Source organism: Streptomyces sp. NPDC091292, assembly GCF_044757265.1.
GTDB lineage: Bacteria > Actinomycetota > Actinomycetes > Streptomycetales > Streptomycetaceae > Streptomyces.
Map to the genome: position 1 here is coordinate 132872 of NZ_JBIVUQ010000003.1, position 17430 is coordinate 150301.

At 68.6% G+C, this 17430-nt stretch carries 21 protein-coding genes; 10 read left to right on the forward strand and 11 right to left on the reverse strand.

The genetic code is table 11. The annotated features are described in order from the left end of the window. Window positions 1–100 precede the first annotated feature (100 nt). Both ACIQNU_RS11945 and ACIQNU_RS11950 read right to left on the reverse strand, forming a co-directional pair. Window positions 101–493 (reverse strand): hypothetical protein, encoded by a 393-nt coding sequence (locus tag ACIQNU_RS11945; RefSeq protein ID WP_401364622.1) that lies wholly within the window; start codon window positions 491–493, stop codon window positions 101–103. 60 nt (window positions 494–553) lie between these two features. After that, window positions 554–1090, reverse strand: coding sequence for an RNA polymerase sigma factor (locus tag ACIQNU_RS11950; RefSeq protein ID WP_401364625.1), 537 nt, complete (start codon window positions 1088–1090; stop codon window positions 554–556). A gap of 333 nt (window positions 1091–1423) precedes the next feature. On the opposite strand from ACIQNU_RS11950, the gene ACIQNU_RS11955 reads away from it, so the two are divergent. The 3 genes from ACIQNU_RS11955 (at window position 1424) to ACIQNU_RS11965 (ending at window position 3242) form a co-directional block, all read left to right on the forward strand. Beyond that, window positions 1424–2065, forward strand: coding sequence for a hypothetical protein (locus ACIQNU_RS11955; protein ID WP_401364628.1), 642 nt, complete (start codon window positions 1424–1426; stop codon window positions 2063–2065). Between the two features lie 28 nt (window positions 2066–2093). Continuing rightward, window positions 2094–2366, forward strand: coding sequence for a hypothetical protein (locus tag ACIQNU_RS11960; RefSeq protein ID WP_401364631.1), 273 nt, complete (start codon window positions 2094–2096; stop codon window positions 2364–2366). Window positions 2367–2471: 105 nt separating this feature from the next. Beyond that, window positions 2472–3242: an antibiotic biosynthesis monooxygenase gene (locus ACIQNU_RS11965; RefSeq protein WP_401364634.1), complete on the forward strand. Its 771-nt coding sequence runs from the start codon at window positions 2472–2474 to the stop codon at window positions 3240–3242. A gap of 20 nt (window positions 3243–3262) precedes the next feature. Here ACIQNU_RS11965 and ACIQNU_RS11970 read toward each other — a convergent pair whose 3' ends face one another. After that, entirely contained in the window at window positions 3263–4162 is a 900-nt protein-coding gene (locus tag ACIQNU_RS11970; protein WP_401364636.1) for a helix-turn-helix domain-containing protein, read from the reverse strand. 209 nt (window positions 4163–4371) lie between these two features. Between ACIQNU_RS11970 and ACIQNU_RS11975 the strand changes: the two genes are divergently transcribed. Next, window positions 4372–5412 (forward strand): NAD(P)-dependent alcohol dehydrogenase, encoded by a 1041-nt coding sequence (locus tag ACIQNU_RS11975; RefSeq protein ID WP_401364638.1) that lies wholly within the window; start codon window positions 4372–4374, stop codon window positions 5410–5412. 11 nt (window positions 5413–5423) lie between these two features. On the opposite strand, the gene ACIQNU_RS11980 is transcribed toward ACIQNU_RS11975, so the two are convergent. Next, window positions 5424–6305: a helix-turn-helix transcriptional regulator gene (locus ACIQNU_RS11980; RefSeq protein ID WP_401364640.1), complete on the reverse strand. Its 882-nt coding sequence runs from the start codon at window positions 6303–6305 to the stop codon at window positions 5424–5426. Between the two features lie 116 nt (window positions 6306–6421). On the opposite strand from ACIQNU_RS11980, the gene ACIQNU_RS11985 reads away from it, so the two are divergent. Then, the gene (locus tag ACIQNU_RS11985) at window positions 6422–6901 is read left to right on the forward strand and encodes a VOC family protein (RefSeq protein WP_401364643.1); all 480 of its coding nucleotides are present in this window, start codon (window positions 6422–6424) and stop codon (window positions 6899–6901) included. 173 nt (window positions 6902–7074) lie between these two features. Here the strand turns inward: ACIQNU_RS11985 and ACIQNU_RS11990 are convergent, their stop codons facing one another. From ACIQNU_RS11990 to tgmA, 4 genes are all read right to left on the reverse strand, one after another. Next, window positions 7075–7425: a hypothetical protein gene (locus ACIQNU_RS11990; protein ID WP_401364646.1), complete on the reverse strand. Its 351-nt coding sequence runs from the start codon at window positions 7423–7425 to the stop codon at window positions 7075–7077. Window positions 7426–7509: 84 nt separating this feature from the next. Beyond that, on the reverse strand, window positions 7510–8667 hold the full coding sequence (locus ACIQNU_RS11995) for a methyltransferase domain-containing protein (protein ID WP_401364649.1): 1158 nt from the start codon (window positions 8665–8667) through the stop codon (window positions 7510–7512). After that, the gene (gene tgmB, locus ACIQNU_RS12000; RefSeq protein ID WP_401364652.1) at window positions 8664–9611 is read right to left on the reverse strand and encodes an ATP-grasp ribosomal peptide maturase; all 948 of its coding nucleotides are present in this window, start codon (window positions 9609–9611) and stop codon (window positions 8664–8666) included. The genes ACIQNU_RS11995 and tgmB overlap by 4 nt, the downstream gene beginning before the upstream one ends. 4 nt (window positions 9612–9615) lie before the next feature. Further along, entirely contained in the window at window positions 9616–9849 is a 234-nt protein-coding gene (gene tgmA, locus ACIQNU_RS12005; protein ID WP_401364655.1) for a putative ATP-grasp-modified RiPP, read from the reverse strand. Window positions 9850–10327: 478 nt separating this feature from the next. Here tgmA and ACIQNU_RS12010 point away from each other — a divergent pair, with 478 nt between their 5' ends. The 5 genes from ACIQNU_RS12010 (at window position 10328) to ACIQNU_RS12030 (ending at window position 14877) form a co-directional block, all read left to right on the forward strand. Further along, entirely contained in the window at window positions 10328–11173 is an 846-nt protein-coding gene (locus ACIQNU_RS12010; protein WP_401364658.1) for a helix-turn-helix domain-containing protein, read from the forward strand. After that, window positions 11163–11375, forward strand: a complete 213-nt coding sequence (locus ACIQNU_RS12015; protein ID WP_401364661.1) for a DUF397 domain-containing protein — start codon at window positions 11163–11165, stop codon at window positions 11373–11375. Before ACIQNU_RS12010 ends, ACIQNU_RS12015 begins: the two co-directional genes overlap by 11 nt. A gap of 155 nt (window positions 11376–11530) precedes the next feature. Then, complete coding sequence (gene msrA / locus ACIQNU_RS12020) at window positions 11531–12211, forward strand: peptide-methionine (S)-S-oxide reductase MsrA (protein WP_401364664.1); 681 nt, start codon at window positions 11531–11533, stop codon at window positions 12209–12211. 4 nt (window positions 12212–12215) lie between these two features. Then, the gene (locus tag ACIQNU_RS12025; protein WP_401364667.1) at window positions 12216–13055 is read left to right on the forward strand and encodes a hypothetical protein; all 840 of its coding nucleotides are present in this window, start codon (window positions 12216–12218) and stop codon (window positions 13053–13055) included. A gap of 67 nt (window positions 13056–13122) precedes the next feature. Then, window positions 13123–14877: a sulfatase gene (locus ACIQNU_RS12030; protein ID WP_401364670.1), complete on the forward strand. Its 1755-nt coding sequence runs from the start codon at window positions 13123–13125 to the stop codon at window positions 14875–14877. Here ACIQNU_RS12030 and ACIQNU_RS12035 read toward each other — a convergent pair. The 3 genes from ACIQNU_RS12035 to msrA (ACIQNU_RS12045) all read right to left on the reverse strand — a co-directional run bounded on the left by ACIQNU_RS12035 (window position 14867) and on the right by msrA (ACIQNU_RS12045) (window position 17384). Next, a complete protein-coding gene (locus tag ACIQNU_RS12035; RefSeq protein WP_401364672.1) occupies window positions 14867–15955 on the reverse strand; it encodes a hypothetical protein in 1089 nt (362 codons plus the stop codon). The two genes, ACIQNU_RS12030 and ACIQNU_RS12035, sit on opposite strands and share 11 nt — an antisense overlap. Further along, window positions 15943–16590 carry a hypothetical protein gene (locus tag ACIQNU_RS12040; RefSeq protein ID WP_401364674.1) on the reverse strand — a complete coding sequence of 216 codons (648 nt, stop codon included), beginning with the start codon at window positions 16588–16590 and terminating at the stop codon, window positions 15943–15945. Before ACIQNU_RS12040 ends, ACIQNU_RS12035 begins: the two co-directional genes overlap by 13 nt. 128 nt (window positions 16591–16718) lie before the next feature. Next, window positions 16719–17384 carry a peptide-methionine (S)-S-oxide reductase MsrA gene (gene msrA / locus ACIQNU_RS12045; protein WP_401364677.1) on the reverse strand — a complete coding sequence of 222 codons (666 nt, stop codon included), beginning with the start codon at window positions 17382–17384 and terminating at the stop codon, window positions 16719–16721. Window positions 17385–17430: the final 46 nt, after the last annotated feature.

Here is a 17430-nt window from a genome sequence, read left to right on the forward strand (position 1 = left end):
TGGAATTCCCGGTGGGCCCCACTTTGTTTTCCGAGGCTGTTTCGGCATGCTGAAGCGCCGAAGTGACCCGATGGAATATGTGTGCTCAGGACAGTTCTGGTCAGCCTATGGAAATCGTGTGCTGAGCGGGGGAGTAGCTTCCCTGCTGTAGTCCGGAATCGACCGAGGTGAACTCCATTTCGCACGCTTGCCAGGTCCTGTTGTAAGAGCCGTCGGGCTTACGGACCTTGAAGGTCGTGCAGCCGCCCGATGAATTGTCGTGCTGGATCCAGCCGGACCATCTCCAGGTGTTCGCCGTGGTGCACAGGTCCAGCGAATAGGAGCCGTTCTCGGTCGCTTTCTCCAAGTGGGTGGTCGGCCGACTGCACGCCGCGGCGATGACCGGGGCTTCGGACGGCTTGGCGGTCAGCGCGGACGCGGATACCGCTGTACCGGACAGGGCCAGTCCCACCACAGACACTCCGACGGCGAACCTTGTCGTGATCGGCTTCATCCACGTCCTCCTCGGTTGGCCCGGCCGTTGCCGGGTTCCCTGCATCACCCTGACAACGGCTCAGGGCCATCCCTCGTATGACCGGTTCGCTGAGAATTTTTGGCGCAGGGTGGTGAGTCCCCGCGCCCGAGACCGGGAGACCGTGCCGCGGTGCAGTCCCAGCAGCTCGGCGGCCTGGTCGATGGTGTGGTCCTCCACGTCGACCAGGCGCACCGCCGCCGCCTGGCCCGGCGGCAGCCGCTCCAGCAGCCAGTTGATGTCGAGGGCCGATTCGACATCACCGCTGGCGCTGCCCACCGCCCGCTCGGGCACCTCTCCGGCCGGCACCTCGCGTACACGACGCCGGTGGTGGTCGATGAGGACGGTCGTCACGGTCCGCAGCGCGTACGCCGCGGGGTTCGGATGCCGCACGAGGGTGTCGGCGTTCAGCAGTAGCCGCTCGCAGGTGTCCTGTACCGCGTCCTCGGCCAGCCACATGGGTGTCGATCTTGCCGCGTGCCGGCGCAGTCGCGGTATCAGCTCGCGGAGTAAATCATCCGCTGATGCCGGTGCCGCGCCGCGTCTTCGTGTGAGTCCTTTCGCAAGGTTTACCTTCATTTTGCCCCCTGAATCCGATGCATCGCACAGAAAAGATCCCGTGCCTGTCTTCCCAGCGCAAGGCGTGAAAATCCGAGAGAGAGATAGTTTGAGCGGAATCTGAGATTCCTGTGTGGCGTGCGTCACATCTCGTAGAGTGACTTCCGATCGGGCGTATTTCTCTGCTTGCCTAAATGGAGATCGGATGTGGCCGGGGGGTGGAATTTGTGGGTTCCGGTTCGCGGGCGATCCTGCGCTCCGAGTGGGCGCTCAGGGAAGCGCTTCGAGAAATCGGGAGAGAAAGTGACGTTCAAGGACTCTGGAAATCGGCGGCGTATTGCTGCCCTGGCCGCAGTGGCTGCCTTGTCCGCGGGCATGGCCGCCACGCTGGGCGCCGGCACTGCCGCTGCGGACGAGACCGACCCCCAACTGGCTTCGCTGTCGGGGACGTTCGCGCAGACTGCGACCGTCGAGACGGCTGACAGTGTTTGTGACGACATCAGAGTGCAGACTGGCGAGACGGGGAGTTGCCGGCAGGAGGCGGAACTCGGCATCGGGGCAGAGCAGGTCGCCAGTGCGGCGCTCATCGCGCAGTACGGCGATCTGGTCAACCAGGACGGGCAGAAGCTCTCTGAGGCGGGTGCGGCGGCCACGATCTGGACGAAGACCTGGTGGCAGCAGGTGCGTGGGCTCTACTACTACAACTGGAAGGAGCGCCACGAGGGCCGGATCTTCTTCGACAAGGGCAACAACGTCTGGTCGACCACCTCACGCAGCGGCTTCAAGGGCTACCACAAGTGCGGCATCTCGTCCGGTATCGGCTACGACATCCAGGTCAAGGAGTGCTCCACCGAGCGTCGCTACGATCTGAACAAGAACCCCATCTCCGAGTGGGACCGCTTCCGGGTCCATGTGGTGTACAAGGGAATTCCCATCTACTCCACGAAGACGATCCACGCGAACGCGTATCCGTCGGGCACAGTGACCTTCCACTAGAGAGTCGTCACGAGAGACTGGAGAGCACATGACCACGACAGTCGGAGCACCCGCTCAGCGTGCGGCGCAGCGGGGTGAGGTGGCCCTCTGGGGTCTCGCGGTGGTGGCCGGCGGGATGCTGTTTCCCGGACTGGGGATCATCGTGGGCCTGGTGCTCGCCGTTACCCGCCTCAAGCACAACTCGCTCACGGTCCGCCTCGGACTCGTAGGCCTGGGTCTCGTCGTTCTGGTCGCCCAGATCGTCGGGTTGATGTCCGGGAGCGTCGAAGGCGGCGTCGGTTCGGTGCTCCAGTTCGGCTAGGCACGGTCGTTCGGGTGTGCCCCCGCCTCCGGTTCCACGGGGGCGGGGGCATCTCTTCGTGGTGCTCCGATACGCAGGCGGGCCGTTCCGTGTTTCCCTGGATTCATGACCACCGAGACCGTCGAGTACATCCGTTATCGCATTTCCGAAGAGCGGTCCGCGGAGTTCCTGGAGGCGTACACGCGGGCGGCGGTGCAGCTCGCGGGCGCTCCGCAATGCGTCGACTACGAGCTGTCGCGGTGCGAGGAGGATTTCCAGCACTACATCCTGCGGATCGTCTGGACCTCCACCGACGACCATCTGAACGGGTTCCGCAAGTCCGACGCCTTCCAGGACTTCCTCGCCGCGATCGGGCCGTACCGCGGGGACATCGAGGAGATGCGCCACTACAAGCCGACGACCGTACGCGGGCCCGGCGCGGCCGTGCCGACCCTGTACGCCTGGGCGGGCGGCGCCGACGCCTTCGCGCGGCTCACCGACACCTTCTACGCCAAGGCCGTGGACGACGACCTCCTCGGCCCGCTCTTCGCCGACCTGCCGCCCGAGCACGCCGGGCATGTCGCGCTCTGGCTGGGCGAGGTGTTCGGCGGCCCGGCCGTGTACAGCGCCGAGCACGGCGGGCACGGGCACATGGTCGCCATGCACGGCGGCAAGGACATCACCGAGCGGCAGCGGCGCCGCTGGGTCGAGCTGATGCATGACGCCGCCGACGCGGCGGGGCTGCCGACGGACGCCGAGTTCCGGTCCGCGTTCGCCGCCTACATCGAGTGGGGCACCCGTCTCGCCGTGTACTTCTCCAGCCCGGACGCGGCCCGGCCCGCCGAGCAGCCCGTACCCCACTGGACCTGGGGCGCGGCACCCCCGTACCAAGGCTGAGAGCGGCTGCACGGGCGCGGCTACACGGGCGAGACCGTGTTCGAGCCCCAGCTCGCCAGCAGCCGCAGGGCCTCCGCCGACGGCGACCCCGGCTCCGCGTGATACGTCACGAGGATCTGGTCGGGGTCGTCCGCGAGCCGGAACGACTCGTACGGCAGCGTCAGCTCGCCGACCACCGCGTGCCGCAGCCGCTTCACGCCGTGGCCCTTCTCCTTCACGTCGTGCGTGGCCCACAGCCGCCGGAACTCGTCGCTCTTCACCGACAGCTCGCCGACCAGCGCGGACAGCCGCGGATCGTCCGGATAGCAGCCCGCGTCCATACGCAGCGTGCTCACGATGTCCGCGGCCTTGCCGTCCCAGTCGACGAACAGGTCCCGCGCCGCCGGATCGAGGAAGACCAGCCGCGCCCAGTTCCGCTCCTGCACCGGCAGCGCGGCCCAGTCCCAGAACAGCGCCGCCGACAGCCGGTTCCAGCCGAGCACGTCCGACCGCCGCCCCACGATGTACGCGGGCACCCCGTCCATGGCGTCGAGGAGCTGCGCGAGCGCAGGGCGTACCGGCTGTGTCCTGGCCGCCGCCTTCTTCTTCTTGTTGCTCGTGGGCTTCGCGAGATGGTTGAGGTGGGCGCGTTCGGCGTCCGTGAGGCGCAGGGCCCGTGCGATGGCGTCCAGGACCTCCGCCGACACATTGCGGCCGTTGCCCTGCTCCAGACGTGTGTAGTACGCGACCGAGACGCCCGCGAGCTGCGCCAGCTCCTCGCGCCGCAGCCCCGGCACCCGCCGGTGCCGCCCGTACTCCGGCAGCCCCACGTCCTCCGGCTTGAGCCGGGCCCGCCGGGTGCGCAGGAACTCGCTCAGCTCGGCCCGCCGGTCCAGGGCGTGGTCGGGCCCGGTCGGCGCGGCGTACGGCTGATCGTCCATGCAGCCCAGTATTCCCGCCATCCCCTGGTGGTAGGACCCGGAGCCTGTCCCCGCCAGTAGTAGGACCACTGGTCGTAGGCGGGCTGGGGGGCTGGGTGACCTGGGCGTACGGGTTCACGCTGGAGGTGTGCCCGGCCTTCGCATGCCGACCGAGGCGAAGTGCCGACCGAGGCGGCCGGGCACCTGACCACCCCGAGGAGAACCCCGGCATGACCACCGTAACCGCGTACGCGGCACCCTCCGCCAAGGCACCCCTTGAGCGCACCACCGTCGAGCGCCGCCCGGTGGGTGAGTTCGACGTGCTCATCGACATCAAGTTCGCCGGTATCTGCCACTCGGACATCCACCAGGCCCGCGACGGCTGGGGCGAGGGCATCTTCCCCATGGTGCCGGGACACGAGATCGCCGGCATCGTCACCGAAGTCGGCCCCGGTGTCACCAAGTTCGCCGTAGGCGACCGCGTGGGCGTCGGCTGCATGGTCGACTCCTGCCGCGAGTGCGACAACTGCAAGGCGGGCCTGGAGCAGTACTGCACGAAGGGCACCGTCTACACGTACAACGGCCGTGACAAGAACGGCGACCCCACCTACGGCGGCTACTCCACGCACATCGTCGTCGACGAGAACTACACCGTCCGCATCCCCGACGGCCTCGCCCTCGACGTGGCGGCGCCGCTGCTCTGCGCGGGCATCACCACGTACTCGCCGCTCAAGCACTGGAACGTCGGCCCCGGCAAGAAGGTCGCCGTCGTCGGTATGGGCGGGCTCGGGCACATGGGCGTGAAGATCGCGCACGCGCTCGGCGCCGAGGTGACCGTCCTGTCGCAGTCCCTGCGCAAGAAGGACGACGGCCTGCGGCTCGGCGCCGACCACTACTACGCGACCAGCGACCCGGAGACCTTCGAGAAGCTGCGCGGCACGTTCGACGTGATCCTGTCCACGGTGTCCGCTCCGCTCGACTTCGACGCGTTCCTGTCGCTGCTGCGGACGGACGGCACGCTGGTGAACGTCGGCGCCCCCGAGGAGCCCGTCTCGCTCAACCTGTTCTCCCTGCTGAACGACCGCACGTCCCTCGCCGGCTCCGGCATCGGCGGCATCCGCGAGACCCAGGAGATGCTGGACTTCTGCGCGGCGCACGGGTTCGGCGCGGAGATAGAGCTGATCGAGGCGAGCCAGATCAACGAGGCGTATGAGCGGGTGCTGGACAGTGATGTGCGGTATCGGTTCGTGATCGACGTGGCGACGATCTGAGCGGTGACGATCTAGGTATCGAGGCGCCGGATCCCGCACCCTTCGGATCCGGTGCCTCGACTTTTCCGCGTGACGGGTGGTGTGTGCACGGGGGTGTGTACGAGGACGCTGTGGGCGCCGGGCAGGTCAAGGAGGGCCAGTTCGTAGCGGGCGGTTCCGGAGTGGTGGCCGTGGACCTCGACCTCACGCGGTGCGAAACCGCCCACCGAGCGGCAGGCCCACCAGTGCGCCAGGTCGGGGCGGGTGTCCCGGAGCCGCGCGGCGAGCGCCCGCACCCGGGGGTCGTCCGGCACGGTGTCCGCGTGGCCGCGGAGATGCCGGTGCAGATCGAGCGCTACCGACTCCCAGGCGGGCAGCCGGAGTTGATACGCCGGGTCGCCGGTCAGCAGGAGCAGCAGATTGCGGTCGTCGGGCGGTACGCGGCCGGGGTCGGGCCACCGGGAGGTGTACGCGGTGTTCCAGGCGGTGACGGTGAGGAGCGGGTCGAGGACCAGGGCGGGGGATTCCGGCCAGGCGTCGATCATGCGGTGGAGTCCGGCGGGTGCTTGCGGAGCGGCGGGTTCCGGTGTCTGTGGGGGTGCCGGGGCCGGGTCGGGGAGCGGTACGAAACCGGCGAGGGTCAGCACGTGGCGCCGCTGGTCGCCGTCCAGCCGGAGCGCCCGGCTCACGGCGTCGAGCACCTGCCGGGATGTCTCCACGCGCCCCTGTTCAAGCCACGTGTACCAGGCGACCCCGACCCCGGAAAGCGCGGCGACCTCCTCGCGCCGCAGCCCCGGGGTGCGGCGCCGTGGAGTGTCCGGCAGCCCGACGTCGTCGGGCGCGACCCGCTCCCGGTGGGCCCGCAGGAAGGTGCCCAGCTCGCGCAGGCGGGGGGACGACGGGGTGGAGGCCATGCCGTCGAGCGTAATCCTGGACCTGCGGGCCCCTGCCGGCCGCTGAGCCTGTGAGTGCTGGTCACCGTATGAAGAGGTGACTGGCTGAGGCCGGGCGGCGGCGCGAGGGTGGACGCATGAACGAACGCATGACGAAGAACGCGAATGCCGCGGGCAGCGATCACGACCACCCGTCCGTGGGGGCGGTCATGGAGCGCCGCTCCACCGACTCCTCACACCTCACCGAACCCCGCACCTTCGTACGGGTGTTCACGGGCCCGGGAACCCTGGAGGAGGTCACCGCCTGGTACGAGCGGCTGCTCGGCGTCGACCGGGACATGTGGTTCACGTACCCCGAGCGGGGGCTCGCGCTGGCGGCTGTGGGCGGATTCCTGCTGATCGAGGGGGTGGAGGAGACGGTGGCGCCGTTCCGCGCGACGACCGGCACGCTGCTGGTGGACTCGGCGGAGAAGTATCTGACCCGCCTGAAGGCCCAGAACGCGGAGATCCTGACCCCCTTGCACAGGGTCCCCACAGGCTCGGGGTTCACGGCGCGGCATGCGGACGGCACGGTGATCGAGTACGTGGAGCACCGCCCGACACCGGATGGCCGCTAGGGCCTGTCGTCAAATTCCCGTCTGCCGGGCGGCGTCTGGCACGCACGCTCGCCGCGTTGCCGAAAGGCCCACGTAGCCCCGCTACGAGGACCTTCCGGCGCCTTGCGATCGCACGCACCAGACGCCGCCCGGCCCGCCCTACCGGGCGAACGACGCGAATTTGACGACAGGCCCTAGTCCGGCTCGGTCGCGGGGGCGTGCACGCTCCACGAGTGGGGGTGGGGGTGGTCGCGGTAGAGGGTGCAGGCGTCGGAGTCGGGGCCGCCGGGGGTTTCGCACCAGGGGAGGTTTTCGTAGCGGAGGGGTTGGCCGGTGGTCCAGCGGGCCCAGAGGGCGTGGGTGGGGGTGTGGTCCCAGTCCCATACGTGGTCGGCGTGCTCGCCGGGGTGGTCGTGGCCGAGTTCGCAGTGGGTGCGGGTGGGGGCGTATGCGAGTTCGCTGCTGAGGACGCGGCCTTGTCCGGCGAGGATGGCGAAGAGGAGGGCGGCGGGGGGTACGTGGGCGGTGGCTTGGCATTGATTCATGGCCGGTCCTGGGGGAGAGAGACGAGGAAGCCCCGTCCGTACGCCACGGGTGCGGCACACGGACGGGGCCGGTCCGGGGTGGCATCAGATGGGGAAGCGCCATTCGTCGTCCGGGGTCAGCAGGTGGCTGCCCTCGGGCGAGAGTTCCGCGCGCATCGAGTGGAGCGAGAACCTGTTGTTCTCCTCCCACCTGCGGCGGACGCGTTCCAGGTTGTCCCAGAGCCGGCGGGGGCCGCCCTGGTGCACCAGGGGCGACGTTCCGTCCTCGGCTCGGGCCCATGACCCGTCCGCGGCGAGCAGCCACACCACGCGCCGCCCGTCGTCCGGGTAGGTAGCCGCGCGGGTCTCGACCCCGGGCGTGTCCAGCTCGAACAGCCACCGGAGCGGCCATTCCTGCCACAGGTCGGGAATCGTCCCTTCGGGGGGCCGCACGTCCTCGCCCTCGCGCACACGTGCGGTCACGAACACGTCGTCCAGCTTCCCCGGGTAGTCCGCTTCCCGCCGGGTCTCCATGAACGTTGCAGGGTCGGGCTGGACGGTCCCCCGCGCGATTCCGTCCGCGCCCATGTCCGCCGTGATCAGCAGGGCGGTGTGAGCAACGGTCGTGACGACCCGTCCGCCGGGACGGAGCGCGCGGAGCCACGACGCGGGGACGGGCCGCACGGAGACGGTCGCCATGATGCGGTCGTACTCCGCATCAGGGAGTTCCCCGGTCGCGTCGATGGCTTCCAGCCGAGGGGTTCGGCCGAACTCGGCGAGGCGCTTCCGCGCAGCCTCGACCAAGTACGGGTCCACGTCCACGCTCGTCACGTTCTCGTCCCCGAAGCGGCGCGCGAACAGAGCGGCGGAGTACCCGGAGCCCGTTCCGACGTCGAGCACGCGTTCCCCGGGCCTCACGTCGAGCCGACGAGCCATGGACACGATGAGCCCTGGCAGGGTGCTGGACGATGTGGGGTCGCCTTTCCCGTGCTCGCCCGGGGCCGCGTGGTCGGCGTGCGTGGGACCGACGCGGGTCACCAGCGTTTCATCCGTGTAGGCGGCGTGCAGCAGTTCGGCGGAGTCCTCGGGCGGCCTCACCAACTGCCACTCCTGCGCCGGGCTGTTCGGGATGCGCTGCCACCAGCACGGGACGAGCTTGTGACGAGGGGTGCCGCTCACCGCTTCATGCCATCCGGGCGCGTCCACGGTCACCTTGTCGGCGAGCGCGCGAGCCGCGTTGGTCCATGCGGGCGCTTCGGTCATACGGTCTCTCCTTGTAGTGCGTCGGCCATGGCCTCGATGAGCGGGACACCGGCTCTGACCGCGAGCCAATGCCACTGGCCACTGGGGTTCACCTCGAAGAAGAACCAACGTCCATCCGGGGTGACGGCGAAGTCCAGCGCGCCGAAGAACAGGCCGAGTTCGTCCATGAGGCGGCGGACCCCCTCCTCGACTTCCCGGGGAATGTTCACCACCTCGTACGTGTGGGACCGGTAGTCGGTGCGCCAGTCGAGTCGAGCGGATTCACTGCCCGCGTGGATGGCTACGGGGAACATGCGGCCCCCGACCACGGTCAAGCGCACTTCGTACGCCTTCTCCACGCGCTCTTGGAACAAGTGGGCGGTCCCGCTCACCCCGTCGTCCACCTGGTCGGCGGAGACGAGCGTCACAGGGAGGAACTGACGTTGCCCCTCCGGGCCGAGCACGCCACCGCCGAGCCCCTTGTAGACAACCGTGTCGTCTCCCATGAATGCACGGGCGTGCTCGGGATCCGACGTGATCACGGAGCGGGGCACATTCAGCCCGCAGCGCGCGGCAATGGCGAGTTGAACTGGCTTGTAGTTCGCGGCAGCGTCCCGCGAGGGGTGGTTGATCCAGCGGACGGGTAACGAGCCCAGTACGCCGAGCATCCCCGAGCGTGCTTCCGAGACCGCGAGCGCGCGAGCGTTTCCGGGCCAGTCGTCGGGGGTCCGGAACTCGTTGGGGCGACGCCACCACACCGATTTGACGGATTCCAGGCGGAGCGTGCGGGAGCCGGCAAGAGACCCCGTCCAGCCGTCCCCGGTAAGGGAGACGGCCAGACGGGACGCGGTCGGAAAGTCGGCAGTGTCATACCTGACGACGTGTTCACCGCGATTCACCAGCTCCTCAACCACCGCATCGGCCGTGAGATCGTCTCGACCGGTCAGGATGAGGACGGTTTTCAAGGTGTCACCAAAGGTCGGTGCCGCTGTCGGAACCGGGACCCGAGCCGTCGCCGTTGCTGGTCTCGGACTGCGTTTCCGGCTTGCTGGGGGACTCCGCGTGCCACGGGTTGCCGGACGCGGAGACGTTGAGCTGAAGCCCTTCGCTGTACGTGATGACGGGCGCTTCGCTGTTCGACGGCGGGGGCGACACCAGGTGCCGGACCCCGAACGGGACGGGCGTGGCCGTTGCGATGCTCATGCTGCGTTCCTCCTGTGTGGTCGGTGCGTGGGTTCGTGCTGGGAAACGGGTCCTCGGACGTAGCCGAATACAGGGTGGGTCGCGGTGGTCAGAGGTACTCACCCCGACTTCGTGCGTTCGCACGGGCGGTCTCCGCCCGCAAGCGCTCCTCGGGAGTCGCCGGCCGCACATCCTCGGGGGCAACGGTCCATTCCCTCCCGCCGGTTGCGGGACGCAGGGACCACACTCCGCACCACTCACCGCGGAACTCCCCGAGCCGATCCCGTCTGGTGTCGACAACCAGTGATCCCAGAGGTATCGACGGTCCCCTCGTGGTCTCAGCGCTCACCGGTTCAACCGCCTTCATCGTTCGGCATCCGTCCGCCTGGGTCTTGACACCCTCGGCACTTTCACTCTTGCTGAAGGAACGAGCGAGGTATACGGAGAGCGCGTAACCAAATACGCTCAGTGGACAGGGCCTTGAAAGGAGATCAGCGCGTTGGAGCTGGAGCCGGATGAGGACGAGACTCCCGTGTCGCCTGCGAGGATGCTGGCCGCGCGCGCCAAGAGGGCGCGTACCGGAACCGGTCTGTCGTTGCGTGCGCTGGAGAAGAAGCTGGGCTTCCCGCATACCTACTTGAGCCGTGTCGAGAACGGCGACCAACTTCCGTCCGCAGCGTTGGCCGAAGCCTTTGACACCTTCTACGGCACGGACGGGTTGTACAGCGAGCTACTTACCATGGCGGTCGTGATGGCCGCTGACACACCGAAGTGGGGCCACCGGGTCCTTGAGGCGGAGAAACGAGCGGCACGCATCCAGACGTTCAACAGCAGCGTTGTTCCGGGGTTGCTTCAAACCGAGCAGTACACGACCGCCCTCTACACCGAGTCGATGCCGGGCAAGGACGCTGAGAATATCGCCCTGCAAGTCGCGAAGCGGTCACACCGCCGGGCGGTTCTGGACTCGGCTGAGCCCCTGCTGTACTGGGCGATCATGGATGAAGCGGCCTTGCGTCGTCCGGTAGGCGGCTCGGCGACCATGGCCGAGCAGATCCGGCACATACTGCACATCATCGATGCAAAGAGTGCCGTACGGGTTCAGGTACTCCCTTTCGCCCGTGGGGTGCACCCGCTGTTGGGCGGTAGTTTGAGCTTGCTCACCCTCCGGGATGGCGCGAACTTCGCCTATGTCGAGTCGTTCGCGTCTGGTGTGTCCGTGGACACCCCGACTGATGTGTCGCATTTGGCGACGCTGCTGGACGTTGCCCGGTCGAAAGCCCTTGATAGCGGGGAGAGCGTGACCTTTTTCCGCGAGCGTCTGAAAGAGTATGAGGATGACTGCTGACAAGAACTTTCCTTCTCCGCACTGGGTGAAGAGCACTTACAGCAACGGGCAAGGTGGTGAGTGCATCGAATGGGCGCCGGGGCACGCGGCGGTCACCGGTGAGTTCCTGATCCGGGACAGCAAGGACCCGGACGGCCCCCGCCTGAGCCTGACCGCCGAAAGCTTCGCCGGGTTCGTGGCGTTCGCCAAGGCCCACGGCTAGATCTCGCGCGGACCGTTTCCGAACACGACGACGGCCCCGCCACACCGCCCAAAACCAGGACGCGCGGCGGGGCCCCGGGCGACGATCGCGACCGGGTCGGCCACCTCAAGGAACCCCCGCCACTCCATCTGACCAGGACCGATGAGGGGAACCGCATGACGTTCGGGCGGAATAGGGGGCCGCGGATGCCCACGGCCGACGAAGCGCCGGTCGGGCGGGCTGCGCCCGCATACGCGGTGCCCGAGGCGCACCTCGTCCTCGGGACGCGGCTTCAGGGCCCGTACCCCGACGGGTACGAGATCGCCGACTTCGCGCTCGGCTGCTTCTGGGGTGCCGAACGGCGGTTCTGGCAGCTTCCCGGTGGGGTCTGGACGACCCTCGTCGGGTTCCAGGGCGGATTCACGCCGCATCCCGTGGACGACGAGGTGCGGACCGGACTGACCGGGCACGCCGAGACGGTACGGGTGGTCCACGACCCGGCCAGGGTCCCGTACCGCGCCCTCCTCACCCTCTTCTGGGAATCCCACGACCCCACCCAGGGCCTCCGCCAGGGCAACGACATCGGCACCCACGTCAGGTCGATCATCTTCATCCACTCCCCGGCACAGCGGACGGCCGCCGAGGAAACGCGCGCCCTCTACCAGCAGGCCCTCTCCTCAGCCGGACACGACCGCCCCATCACCACGGACATCCTCCCGGCGACCGAGCACCCCTTCTATCCAGCCCGCGAATACCACCAGCAATACCTGCACAAGAACCCGGCCGGGTACTGCGGACTGGGTGGCACCGGGGTGTCATATCCGCTGGGAGCGACGCCGTCCCGCTCGCTACCGTGACCCCATGTGCGTCTCCCTCGACCAGGCCGAGTTCTCCGGTACGACGCTGTACGCCGGACGCCTGCGGCACGCCACGTACGGGCTGATCCACGTACTCGGATACCAGAACACGGCGGTCAACCTGGCCGACGGGCCGAACGCCATGCTGCTGCCCCTGCCCACCACCCGCATGGGCCGGGACAACTTCCTCTCCGTGGGCCGGAGTTCGGATGTGCTGGAACGGATGGTCGAGGCCGTCCGACCCCGGCCCGGTGGGGTGACCGACGACATCGCCTGGATGGGGGCGGCGGACGCCGGCGTGGCCGAGGTCTTCGATCACGACATCTACACCGTCCTGCTCGCCACCGACCCGAACGCCGTCCCCGCCGCCCTCGCCCGCGTCCCGGAGCACAAGCGGCCCCCGTTCGACCCCGGCCTGTTCGCGTTCTACGCGGAGCGGTACCCCGGACACGCCATCGCCGTGTGCTGCTTCGACAACGCCGAGGCGGCGCGCGCCAAGCCGCTCCTCATGTGGTACCCGCCGACCGATCCGGACCGCCTGACCCTCCCGGCACTGGACTGCCACACGGGCGGGGCACCCGACCTCAACAGCCCTGTCCCCGTGGACCATTGGGCCATCGTCGGCACCGACGAGGCGCCAGAGGGCTGGGGCCAGCCCGTCGACTACACACCCGGAATGCGGCACTCCCTCCGCGCGTTCCTGCCGGACGCGGTCATGGGAACGCAGGTCGGCGGCTCCCTGCCCAACGGTGACTTCGTCATCGCGTACGAGGACGTCCTCGCGGGCGACCTGGACCGCATGCACCGCGTCGCGCCGTCCGCGGCTTCGTCCCCGTCACGTTGAACCGAAGCTCCCCGCCGCCCGTACACACAGGAGCCACCACCGGGTTCCGTACGGAAGGACCTTCGGGTTGTCGCTCTTCACGCGCACGCATCAGCAGCCGGACACGAACCCGCCGGCGCCCCCGGACGACCCACCGAGCCCACCGAGCCCACCGTCGACCACCTGGCGGGACCGCCACCCCCGACTCGCCCGTACCACCTCCCGTACCACCACCGTCCTCGCCGCCGCCCTCGTCCTCGCCGCACTCCTCCTCCCCGACCATCTCGGCAGCCTCACCCCCGGCGAATTCGTCCGCATCCCGGCCGAGGGGGTGTGCGGGGTCGCCCTGCTGCTGGTGCTGCCGGCCCGCGCCCGGCGGATCGCGGCCGTCGCCGCCGGGCTCGCGCTCGGTGTGCTCACGCTCCTCAACTTCCTCGACATGGGCTTCTACGCGACCCTGGCCCGCCCCTTCGACCCAGTGCTCGACTGGATCCTGCTCGACGACGCGGAGGCGTTCCTCCAGGATTCGGTCGGGCGGGCCGGTGCGATCGGGACCGTCGTCGTGGTCGCCGTCCTGGTCGTGGCGCTGCTCGTCCTCCTCACGTTGGCGGTCGTCCGCCTGAGCCGCCTGCTGGTGAGACACAGCGCCTTGGCGACCCGTACGACACTGGTCGCGGGAACCGTCTGGGTCGTGTGCGCTGCGCTCGGCGCGCAGATCGCGGGCGTACCGGTCGCCTCGGACAGCGTGGCGGGCGGTGTCCAGGACCGCGCCGACCGCATCCGCCAAGGCATCGCGGACGAACGGGAGTTCAAGAGGGAAGCAGCCGACGACCCCTTCGCGAACACCCCGCCCGACCAACTCCTCACCGGGTTGCGCGGCAAGGACGTCATCTTCGCGTTCATCGAGAGCTACGGCCGTACGGCCGTGGAGGATCCGGCGATGGCGTCGCAGGTCGGTGCCGTACTCGCGGACGGTACGCGGAGGTTGAGGGCGGCCGGGTACGGGTCGCGCAGCGCGTTCCTCACCTCGCCGACGGCGGGCGGCGGGAGCTGGCTGGCTCACTCGACGTTCCTGTCGGGGCTGTGGATCAAGAACCAGCAGCGGTATCGCACCGTCACGTCGAGCGACCGCCTCACGGTCACCGGCGCCTTCGAACGGACCGGCGCCTGGCGGACGGTGGGCATCATGCCCGGCGTCACGGGCGCCTGGCCCGAGGGCCGCTTCTACGGCCTCGACCACGTGTACGACTCCCGCACCCTCGGCTACCAGGGCCCCAGGTTCAGCTGGTCCCGCATGCCCGACCAATACACCCTGTCCGCCTTCGAAACGCTGGAACACGGCCGCAAGGACAGAGGGACCCCGCGGAAGCCGCTGATGTCGGAGATCATCCTCACCTCCAGCCATAACCCCTGGGCCCCGATCCCGAGGACGATCGACTGGGACGAGATCGGCGACGGCTCGGTCTACGACGCCATCCACGACGCGGGCAAGGACCCGAAGGACGTGTGGAAGAACCCGGACCAGGTCCGCACCGAATACCGCCGCTCCATCGAATACTCGCTGACCAGCCTGATCTCGTACGTGGAGAAGTACGGCAACAAGAACACCGTGCTGGTCTTCCTCGGCGACCACCAGCCCGTCCCGACGGTCACCGGCGACCACGCGAGCCGCGACGTCCCCGTCTCGATCGTCGCCCGGGACCCCGCCGTACTGGACCGGATCGCCGACTGGGACTGGACCGAGGGCCTGAAACCCGGCACGAACGCCCCCCTCTGGCGCATGGACACCTTCCGCGACCGCTTTCTGACGGCGTACGGTGCCGGCGGCGAAGTCACCGATTGATCGACTGGATCTCCTGTACGGCCATGTCCTGAGTCGTCGCGAAGGTCCCGTCCGGCAGGTCACCCTGGGCGCCGCCCGTGCCCTCCCAGGAGATCTGCCAGGTGATCGAGGCGGTCAGCCGGTACGGTTCGCTGGCGCTGGCCCGCCGGTACGTGATGCCGCACGGCGGGGTGTCACCCGTGCCGCCCTTGGTGTACGGGGTGCCGATGGAACCGTCGTCATTGATCCGGCACAGCCCCGACGCGGGGTGCGTCTCGGCGTCGTCGGTGCCGGGCTGGAGGCGCAGGGCCACGGGTTTCGCGGTGGTCTCGGCCCAGAGATTCGTGTGCGGCAACTCGGCCCGGACCTTGACGTCCTTGAAGGTCCCCCGATCCAGCCACACCCAGGTGGGCAGATTCACGGTGGACCGCCCATCGGGCTTCAACTCGATCTCGGTGTCGGGGACTTGGATCTTGTCGTAGGCGTAGGCGGCGAGGACGTCGGGGGTGGGGGCGTTGGGGTCGTCGGGGACGGTGCCCGCGTCCTGCCAGAACAAGTTGCGTTCGCAGTCGTACGACGCGGGGTCGTTCTCCCTGTTCTTGTTGATCACCCCGCGCCAGAACATGCCGTCCTCGCCGAGGTTGTAGTCCTTGTACCCGGCCGCGCCGTCGGACTGGCCCTCGCCCTTCTCGTAGTGGCTGACCATCAGGTCTTCGCCCCAGCTCAGCGAGGGCGTGACCCGGACCAGATCCCCGCCCTGCTTCAGCCGGTCGACGCCCGCCTTCAACTGCGCGGGCGTGGCGACGGGTTCGTACCAGCAGGCCGGTGGCCGCCAGTTGGGGTCCACAGCCGCGAGCCCCTTGGAAGACGTCCCCCCGGAACCGCCACCGCTGACTTGCGTGACCCGGATGGACGTGGTGCTGGCTTCGGCGGTGAGGGTGTTTCCGGAGGCGTTTCCGGAGGGGCCGGGGGGTGGGGGACCGGACCCGGCGTCGCCGCCTTCACCGTAGCCGTACGCTCCGATGGCTGATGTCAGGAGCGCGGTGAATGCCAGAGAGGACAGACAGAGGCCCGTACGTAACCCCTTCACTGCCCGCACGCCCCTCGCTCCGTCTCCACGGACCGGGTCTTCCACACTCCCTGGGAGGTCTTCTCCAGCGTGGTGCGGTACTGGAGATTCGGGCTCGTACCGTCCGGTGTACCGACGACCTTGCCCGTCTTACGGTTCTTGGTGAATCCCTTGCCCTCGTCCACGCAGTAGAAGAGCACGCCCAATCCCGAACTGTTCACGCTTACTTGGGGCTCGAAGACTCTGACCACGCCGATCAGACTGTCGTCGGTCTTCACATACCCGTTGATCCATTTCTTGGACGAGTCCAGAGCGGCGCCGGAGTTGTAGAAGGCGACGTAGGTGGCGTCGGGGTCGGCCTCGATGATGGCCGCGTGATTCGCCCGCAGCGCCTCCTTGCCGTCGTTGAGGATCGCCTGCAACTTCGGATCGCTGTTCGTCCAGCGCTCGAAGTTCATCGTGAACGTCGAGGGAAACGGGATCTCCGGCCTACCGTCGGAGGCGGCCGACGTACTCGGCGACGGCGACGACGTACTGCTCCCTCTGTCCGCCCCCTTGATCTTGTCCGAGGACGATCCGTCCTCGTCCCCGGAGCCGCAGGCGGTCAGCAGCAAGGCGGCCGTGGTGACGAGAGCGGCCGGCACGAGCCGGGCGGGGCGGTTCACGGGAGACTCCTGGCAAGGTAGGGGGTAGCTGAAGCGAACCAACGCTACCGACCGGCCACCTGGACACACCAGTGGGAAACCCGTCATCCGACAGCACACCTTTGCTGCCGCTCAGCCCCGCGCGAGCGTCAGCCCTCCGCCCGTGCCACCCCGATCGGGCACGACACACCCGTGCCGCCGATTCCGCAGTACCCCGCCGGGTTCTTGTCCAGGTACTGCTGGTGATATGCCTCCGCCGGGTAGAAGGGGCGGCCCTCCGACGGGAGGAGTTCTGTGGTGATCTTGCCGTGGCCGGAGGCCGTCAGGACCTGCTGGTAGCGCTCGCGGGACGCCTCCGCCGCCGCCTGCTGCGCCGCCGAGTGGGTGTAGATCGCCGAGCGGTACTGGGTGCCCACGTCATTGCCCTGGCGGAAGCCCTGCGTCGGGTCGTGGGACTCCCAGAACAGCTTGAGCAGCGTTTCGTACGAGACGGCCTTCGGGTCGTACACCACGCGGACCGCCTCCGTGTGACCCGTCAGCCCCGAGCATGCCTCCTCGTACGTCGGGTTCGGCGTCGTGCCGCCCTGGTAACCGACGAGGGTCGTCCAGACGCCCTCCGTCTGCCAGAACTTGCGTTCGGCGCCCCAGAAACAGCCCAGGCCGAAGTCGGCGATCTCCAGACCTTCGGGGTACGGGCCGAGGAGCGGGGTGCCGAGGACCGTGTGGCGTTCGGGCACCGTGAAAGCCGGCTCGGGGCGGCCCTTCAGGGCCTGCTCCGGCGTCGGCAGCTGCGGGGTACGGCTGTGCAGGAACATGCGGACTCCTCGGCAATCGGATACGTAATCAACAACGTGCGGCGAC